The sequence below is a fragment of the Aliterella sp. E5.1 genome (assembly GCF_057473825.1).
This window is the reverse complement of the sequence record NZ_JBYCCV010000026.1, coordinates 41378-48912: the sequence shown is the minus strand read 5'-3', so window position 1 is coordinate 48912 and position 7535 is coordinate 41378. Positions and strand designations below refer to the sequence as shown.

7 protein-coding genes and 2 pseudogenes are annotated in these 7535 nt (G+C 41.5%); 2 read left to right on the top strand and 7 right to left on the bottom strand.

Features of this window, described 5'->3' with window-relative positions; all coding sequences use genetic code 11:
* The 7 genes and pseudogenes from AC2VE5_RS11530 to AC2VE5_RS11500 form a co-directional block, all read right to left on the bottom strand.
* A partial coding sequence (locus AC2VE5_RS11530; RefSeq protein WP_486887888.1) for a transposase occupies positions 1-343 on the bottom strand: 343 nt, incomplete at its 3' end.
* 53 nt (positions 344-396) lie between these two features.
* Positions 397-903: a helix-turn-helix domain-containing protein gene (locus AC2VE5_RS11525; protein ID WP_486887885.1), complete on the bottom strand. Its 507-nt coding sequence runs from the start codon at positions 901-903 to the stop codon at positions 397-399.
* Between the two features lie 64 nt (positions 904-967).
* Positions 968-1363, bottom strand: a pseudogene (locus AC2VE5_RS11520) (aldo/keto reductase); the annotation flags it as partial.
* A gap of 77 nt (positions 1364-1440) precedes the next feature.
* Positions 1441-1758, bottom strand: a pseudogene (locus tag AC2VE5_RS11515) (GNAT family N-acetyltransferase); the annotation flags it as partial.
* A 432-nt stretch (positions 1759-2190) separates the two neighbouring features.
* Positions 2191-2973 (bottom strand): ABC transporter permease, encoded by a 783-nt coding sequence (locus AC2VE5_RS11510; protein ID WP_486887884.1) that lies wholly within the window; start codon positions 2971-2973, stop codon positions 2191-2193.
* A 12-nt stretch (positions 2974-2985) separates the two neighbouring features.
* On the bottom strand, positions 2986-3654 hold the full coding sequence (locus AC2VE5_RS11505) for a Uma2 family endonuclease (RefSeq protein ID WP_486887883.1): 669 nt from the start codon (positions 3652-3654) through the stop codon (positions 2986-2988).
* 96 nt (positions 3655-3750) lie between these two features.
* Positions 3751-4425, bottom strand: coding sequence for a DUF305 domain-containing protein (locus AC2VE5_RS11500; RefSeq protein WP_486887882.1), 675 nt, complete (start codon positions 4423-4425; stop codon positions 3751-3753).
* A gap of 324 nt (positions 4426-4749) precedes the next feature.
* On the opposite strand from AC2VE5_RS11500, the gene AC2VE5_RS11495 reads away from it, so the two are divergent.
* Together AC2VE5_RS11495 and AC2VE5_RS11490 are read left to right on the top strand one after the other, a co-directional pair.
* Positions 4750-5118 (top strand): four-helix bundle copper-binding protein, encoded by a 369-nt coding sequence (locus AC2VE5_RS11495; RefSeq protein WP_486887881.1) that lies wholly within the window; start codon positions 4750-4752, stop codon positions 5116-5118.
* Between the two features lie 159 nt (positions 5119-5277).
* Positions 5278-7533 carry a heavy metal translocating P-type ATPase gene (locus AC2VE5_RS11490; RefSeq protein ID WP_486887880.1) on the top strand — a complete coding sequence of 752 codons (2256 nt, stop codon included), beginning with the start codon at positions 5278-5280 and terminating at the stop codon, positions 7531-7533.
* Positions 7534-7535: the final 2 nt, after the last annotated feature.

The window sequence follows — 7535 nt, the reverse complement described above, 5'->3', positions numbered from 1 at the left end:
CAACGGGCATTAACTCTGGACTATAGGCGGGCTGAAAAATTAACCGGATATTTTCTGGAACCGTTAAGCAATTAGAGCGATGCCAAGAAGCTCGATCTAATTGTAAGATTACAAAATAATCAGCAAATTCCCTAGAAACTTGCGCCAAAAATAAATTCATCATTTTAGTATTGGCGTAGGGTAAAACTAAGCAGGTCATTAGACCTAATTGGGGTGCGACGGCGGCATAAGCATAAATATATTGTCGGACTTGCTGCTGGGGTACAATGGGGCGTATACCGCTTGGACACCAACAAGCCTTGACTTCTCCTATGCGACCAAACCGGCCTTCATCCCCTGCCATTAAGACCACAGGTCTAGTATCGGAGGGGTTTCTAGTTTGATTTAGTTGCGCTATTAGCTGCGGAAAGTTTTTTTAAACGAATCTATAGCCCCAGGCTCTTTTTTGGGATGAGAAGCTCTAGGAACAATCTTGCGCCATTGATGCCGTTCTAGAAGCCGATAAATTGTTGTCTTATGTACCCTCAAGCCACATTTTTGTTCATAGGCAAGTTTGATTTGGATTGCTGTTGCTATCTGACCACGACGGGCTTTTTCTTTAAAGGAATCTATCAGTTGCTTTTCCGAGTCCCAACTTAAATAGCAGTTCCGCCTACCCCCTTTCCCTGGACTAGATACTCCGATTTCTCCGGTGCGATTATATTGCTGAATTACTTTTCTGACAAACCCTTGGGATACTCCTAGATGTTTTGCAATCTCTGAGGAAGTTCTAGGGTCTGCTAGTGCATTGTATATCACCAGCCATTTTTGTTTTTCCCAATGGGATGACGCTAACTTTACTTTCTGCTTGACTGTCTCTAGGTCTAGATGAGGACAGGCTTGCGTTACTTGACTCCTGTACATTTATCTTTGCCAAAGTTCTCTCTATTTAATACTCTACTACCTCTGACCACAACTTAGTATTACTATCTGGGGCGTGGTACTGCCAAACATCTAGAGGTTTTTCGCCGCCTAAAGCCTCGAAACTGGTACGGATTGTTTCTTTTAAGTGTTCCGGGCTACCGTTACGAGTCCAGTCTCCATGAGGACGCATTAAGCCGCCTTTTGTTGCAATAGTTACGTTAGGGTTTCCTTTGTATTCCTTTAAGGCTTTAGCTATCAACCGCTCGTTATGATGCTTCTCTAACTCGTCTTTGCAATAAGAATCTGCCGTATCAATCAACGTTACACCCAAATCTAGAGCGCGATGAATTACCTCGATTGATTGGGCTTCTTCTGGTCTGCCCCTGATAGACATGGGCATCCCACCCAGGCCAATCGCGCTAATAGTAATATCGGTATGACCGAGTTGTTTAGTTTCCATGAAATCAGATTTTCCCTAATTATCTTCCTTTCAATAATTTCTCGTATTTGCTTAAAATTCGTCTATCTTGGGTAATGCTACAACTCAATTAGCATTTCAATTGTACTTATCCGAAAACCGTAGCTAGAAAATAACTTTCTAGCTACTTCGTTTGCATAAGTTGTATCAAGCCGAATTTGCTTAATTCCCATCTGTTTAAATCTGGTAATAGTCTCCATTATCATTTGTTTGGCAATTCCCGCTTGGCGATATTCTGTTTCTACCCACAAATCATGAACAAAAGCAAATTCCTGTAACCGATATATAGGTATTTCTCGTTCTACTGTCGCAATCAAAAATCCTACTAATTTTTTACCCGTTTGAGCTTTATTCTCTGCAACTAAAAAAATACTACGCTCATTATTTGTTTGCGCTACTAGCCATTTATGGTAGTAATCTTAAGGATTTAGCTTAAAGTTATACTTAGCTTCATCCCACGCTCTATGTAAAACACATACTGATGCAACCATTGGTAAAATATTTGGTACATCAGTAAAAATAGCTGGACGAATATTCATTGCTCAGTTGTTAATTAAAGTGAATAATAATCTAACCTAAAACTATTATTTACCTCTTTACTTATTGCTTACAAAATTTAATTTTTTCTCTTGACCTGTTCCTCAAAAACTGTTTTTTCTTTCATAAAGACCCTTGACTTGTTAATAGTAATGTCATATTATGTGAATGTATTGGTCTGACTAAATGCTTGTTAAAAGTAAGTAGTTGGAGCGCAAAGGAGAATTCTCCTTTGCGCGGCTACAAATAGAATTATAAGTATTAATTAAAACTTAACTAGAAGCACTGGTATAAAAGCGCAAAGCATAACCCCAAAAAGAACGAGCGATAGATAAAAGTGCGATCGCCAGGATTCCTGCTCCCACTACCCAACCTAACTGCACGCGACCGAGCATTGCTTCGGCGGGAACAGTGGTTAAAAACGCTACCGGAATTACAAACGTAAAGAAAAAGCGGTAAGCCGTAGGATAAGCAACCATCGGATAGCGCCCAGCTTCCAATAAGCCTCTAAGTACCTCAGTGACGTTGTAGATTTTCACAAACCAAATACTCGTAGCACCGAGCATAAACCATAAGCTGTACAAACTTGCCAGCCCAAACACTAGCGGAATAGAACTAAGCAAGTAATCGTTCAGTTTTACGCCTAGCTGACCTCCCGCATAAAAAATCAGCATTCCCCCAAAAACTAAGTCTGGGATTCCCCAAGGCGAAATAGTATGACTAGACAGCCAAAACTGGCTGCTAATGGGCTTTAGAAGTACAAAATCTAACGTACCTTGCTGGACGAGCTTAACAATGCTGTTGAGATTGGGAGCTAAAAAAGTGCTAGAAAAGCCTTGCAATAAGGTAAAAATGCCCAAAACAACCAACGCTTCCGCCCAAGACCAACCTTGAAAAGTATAACCAGTGCGGTAAAACAAAAATAACCCAAACAAGCTACCAGCTAGATTTCCTAGGCTTGTAAGCGTTGCTAAAACAAAATTTATGCGGTACTCTAACTCTGCGGCGATCGCCGCACTCCAAAGCAGCCGCAATACATCGAAGTATCGTCTCACTTTTACAGTTCCTCAAAGCGTATCTAAATCGATGCCTAACTCTAGCAATTTTGCGGCTAAACGGTCAGCCCGTTGGGCTTCTTGATTTGCTAAAGTAATCGCATTTTCTCTTTGCTCATCTAGTTCTACATAGGTAGCAAACTTTTGACCATCAGGGCGATAAATTTCAAGACCTGTAGGCTTTGGCTCAAACCTTATTCCTAGCCTCGGACTTACCCAGCCGTTTAGTTGTTCAATTTCCTGTAATTCTTCCCCAGAACGCAACCAGCCTGATAAATCCTCGCTATCGGGATCGTACATATAATATTCTTCCACTCCGTAGCGCTCGTAAAACTTCAGCTTTTTTAGCATTTCCCCCAATCGATTACCAGGAGAAAGGACTTCAAAAACTACTTGGGGAGGAATATTATCTTCTCGCCATTGTAAATAAGCTCCTCGGTCGCCTTTTGGTCTGCCAAAAACTACCATCGCATCCGGTGCAATCCGAGTTTTGTTATCGCCTTCTACCGGATACCACAACAAATCGCCAGCAACAAAAACATTGGGATTGTCTTTAAATAAAGCATCCAAACCCCCTTGGATGGTAACAATCCATCGAAATTGTTTGGTATCATCCGACATTGGCTGCCCATCTCTTTCTGGGTAAACAATCTGATTTTGGGCAGCAATTTGAGTCGTCATGCTATAGCCTCCCTCTAACGGTAAACCGATTAGCTTGCTTTGAGTTTAGCTTTTATACCGCGAGAAGTGCGAAGCCCGTTACTGGGCGCGCTTGCGTTATTTGTTATACCAAGCTTTTCGCCATTGCTGCATTTGCTCGATTTCTGCTTGCTGAGAAGTTAAAATACTTTGGTTTAACTGCTTAATTTCTGGACGAGTAGACTTACTCGAAGCATCTTTAGCCATAACTAAAGCACCTTCATGGTGAGGAATCATCGCATTAAGAAAACGAGCATCGAATTGGTCATCCGCCCCACCCAAATCTTGTGACATCATCATACTTTCTTGTTGTTTTGCAGACATGGGCATTACCGACTTATTTGCACCACCGTAGGCGACAGGCTGCGAACTCGCTTGAGCATACCAAGCGGTGCGCCACTGTTTCATTTGGCTAATTTCTTTTGTTTGCGATTGAATAATATTATTAGCAAGTTGTTTGATTTCTGGACGAGTAGACTTTTCTAAAGCTTCTTTTGCCATAACTACCGCGCCCTGGTGGTGCATTGACATCGCATCAATAAACCGCAAATCGTAGTTGGCATCTGCCACACCTAAATCCATCTCCGTATGATGATTCATCATGCTGTGGTCTGTATGGTCTACAGCATCGGCGCTTGGACTTGTGGAACTTATTGTTTGATTTTGAGCAGCGTTAGTACAACTTGTAGCGGTAGAGGCGATCGCAATAATGGCTAAAGCTATAAACTTGGTCTTAAAGCTAATAAGCTGCATATTTTTTACCTTTATAAAATAATTGATGAATCGCTTAAACTGCTAGTATTTCAGCCAAAAATGAAATCGTGATGAAATAGTTCTCATTCCTGAGTAAGAAATATTTATTCTGCCATTAGTAGTATGCGATCGCATTAGTAAACTTCTAGGGTAGTTGGTGAAAGGCGATTAATTGCATTATCAACTCTCTACTCAACTAGAGAGTCAAGGGGTAAAGATAGATTTTACAAATCACACCTGTTGGTTTCCCTAGCTAAAACAACAAAATTCCCCCAATCCGTTTGCATATGGGGTTAAAACCATACCAATTAAGGAGTCAAAAAAATGACACATCATCTCTCTTTATATCAGGTTAGTCCAGAAATGAAGCAGTGCATTCAAAACTGCTTAGACTGTCATAGCATCTGTTCCAACACCATTACCTATTGCCTGCAACAAGGCGGAATGCACTCCGAATTACCTCATATTCGGTTGATGCTAGACTGTGCCGAAATCTGTCAAACCAGCGCTAATTTTATGCTGCGTGGTTCGGAAATGCACGTTCGTACTTGCGCTATTTGTGCCGAAATCTGTGAAAAATGTGCTGAAGATTGCGAACGAATGGGCGATGATGACCAAATGAAAGCCTGCGCTCAAATGTGCCGCACCTGCGCTGAAACTTGCCGTCAAATGTCTATGTCCATGGCTGCCTAATTTCTTTAAACAAAACTTGGTAGTTTTAACCCCCAGTTACAAGTTAATTGGGGGATTTTTTGGAGGTATATAGCTGTAACTTATTAAATCTATATTTACCCCTTGACTCTCTACTCGACTAGAGAGTTCACAATAGAATTAACTAATTTAATTTAACTTATGGAAACCCTCACCCTGAAACTTAGAGGCATGAGTTGTGCTTCCTGTGCCAAAAGTATAGAAAAAGCAATAAATAATGTTCCCGGTGTAACTAACTGCAACGTCAACTTTGGCATAGAACAAGCCACAATTACCTATAATCCTAAAAAAACAAACTTAAATAAAATTCAAGCGGCGGTAGCTGAAGCTGGTTATTCATCTTCTCTCCAAGTAGATATAACAAGCGGTGAAGATGAAACAGAAACCGCTGCCCGTTTAGCCCAATCAAACCAATTACAACGTAAAGTTATAGTTGGAGCCGTAATTAGTACAATTCTTGTAATCGGCTCTTTGCCAGCAATGACAGGCTTGCATATACCCATAATTCCTGCTTGGCTGCATAACTCTTGGTTGCAATTATTATTAACTGCTCCCGTACAATTTTGGTGTGGAAAAACTTTTTATATCGGCACTTGGAAAGCTTTGAAACGTCACGCAGCAACCATGGATACGTTAATTGCTTTAGGGACAAGTGCAGCTTATTTTTATTCAGTATTTGCAACAGTTTCCCCTGGCTTTTTTACCGCCCAAGGGCTTACACCAGATGTTTACTACGAAACCGCAGCAATTGTAATTACTTTAATATTGCTAGGCAAATTGTTAGAAGAGCGTGCTAAAGGACAAACATCCGAGGCAATCCGCAAACTAATCGGCTTACAAGCAAAAGATGCTAGAGTAATTCGCAACGGACAAGAGATAGATGTGGCGATTCAATCGGTACTTTTAGGCGATATAGTTTTAGTCCGCCCCGGTGAAAAAATCCCTTTAGATGGCGAAATTATTGCGGGTGATTCTACCGTTGACGAAGCAATGGTAACAGGGGAAAGTTTGCCAGTGAAAAAACAGCCCGGAGACGAAGTAATTGGAGCTACAATTAATAAAACAGGTAGCTTTAAATTCCGAGTCACCAGAGTAGGAAAAGATACATTTTTAGCGCAAATAGTTAAGTTAGTCCAGCAAGCTCAAGGATCTAAAGCACCCATTCAAAGACTCGCAGACCAAGTTACAGGCTGGTTTGTACCTGTTGTAATTGCCCTTGCGATCGCAACTTTTGTGATTTGGTTCAATACCATGGGCAATCTAACTTTGGCGCTAATTACTACAGTGGGCGTATTGATTATTGCTTGCCCCTGCGCGTTGGGGCTGGCAACGCCTACATCTATTATGGTTGGTACGGGTAAAGGAGCAGAAAACGGCATTTTAATCAAAGGGGCTGATAGCTTAGAATTAGCCCATAAAATTCAGACTATTGTTTTAGATAAAACTGGAACATTGACAGAAGGTAAACCCACCGTTACAGATTTTGTAACTACTGACGGTACAGCCAATCAAAACGAGCTAAAACTATTGTGTCTAGCTGCAAGTGTAGAGAAAAATTCCGAACATCCTCTAGCGGAAGCGGTGGTTAAATATGCTAAAGATCAAAAAGTAAATTTGGTAGAAGTAGAGAAGTTTCAAGCGACTTCTGGAAGTGGTGTAGAAGGGAGAGTTTCGGGTAAACTCATCCAAATTGGTACAAGTCGCTGGTTTTTAGAACTAGGAATTGATACTAGCTTCTTGCAGAAGCAGCAAGCAAGTTTGGAAGTATCGGGTAAAACGGCGGTATGGGTAGCTGTAGATGGAGAAATGCAAGGATTAATCGGCATTGCAGACGCGCTCAAACCTTCCTCTATCGTCGCTGTACAAGCGCTGAAAAGGCTAAAACTAGACATAGTTATGCTGACTGGAGACAATCGCCACACCGCCGAAGCGATCGCCAAGCAAGTAGGAATTAAAAGAATTTTTGCAGAAGTCCGCCCAGAACAAAAAGTTTCTACAGTAAAACAATTGCAAGCAGAGGGCAAAGTTGTCGCTATGGTAGGCGATGGCATCAATGACGCGCCAGCTTTAGCCCAAGCCGATGTCGGAATTGCAATCGGTACGGGAACAGATGTTGCGATCGCAGCTAGTGATATTACGCTAATTTCCGGCAACCTCCAAGGTATCGTCACCGCTATTGAACTTAGCCGCGCCACGATGCAAAACATCCGCCAAAATCTCTTTTTTGCCTTTATCTACAATATTGCTGGTATTCCCATCGCTGCGGGGATTTTATTTCCTTTCTTTGGCTGGCTACTTAGCCCAATTATTGCTGGGGCAGCAATGGCTTTTAGTTCGGTTTCGGTAGTAACAAATGCTTTAAGATTGCGAAACTTTCACCCCAAAGTAAGCAATTAGTT

Coding starts and splice junctions, on each gene's coding strand:
- AC2VE5_RS11525 (WP_486887885.1), bottom strand. CDS start 903: ATGTACAGGAGTCAAGTAACGCAAGCCTGTCCTCATCTAGACCTAGAG.
- AC2VE5_RS11505 (WP_486887883.1), bottom strand. CDS start 3,654: ATGACGACTCAAATTGCTGCCCAAAATCAGATTGTTTACCCAGAAAGA.
- AC2VE5_RS11500 (WP_486887882.1), bottom strand. CDS start 4,425: ATGCAGCTTATTAGCTTTAAGACCAAGTTTATAGCTTTAGCCATTATT.
- AC2VE5_RS11495 (WP_486887881.1), top strand. CDS start 4,750: ATGACACATCATCTCTCTTTATATCAGGTTAGTCCAGAAATGAAGCAG.
- AC2VE5_RS11490 (WP_486887880.1), top strand. CDS start 5,278: ATGGAAACCCTCACCCTGAAACTTAGAGGCATGAGTTGTGCTTCCTGT.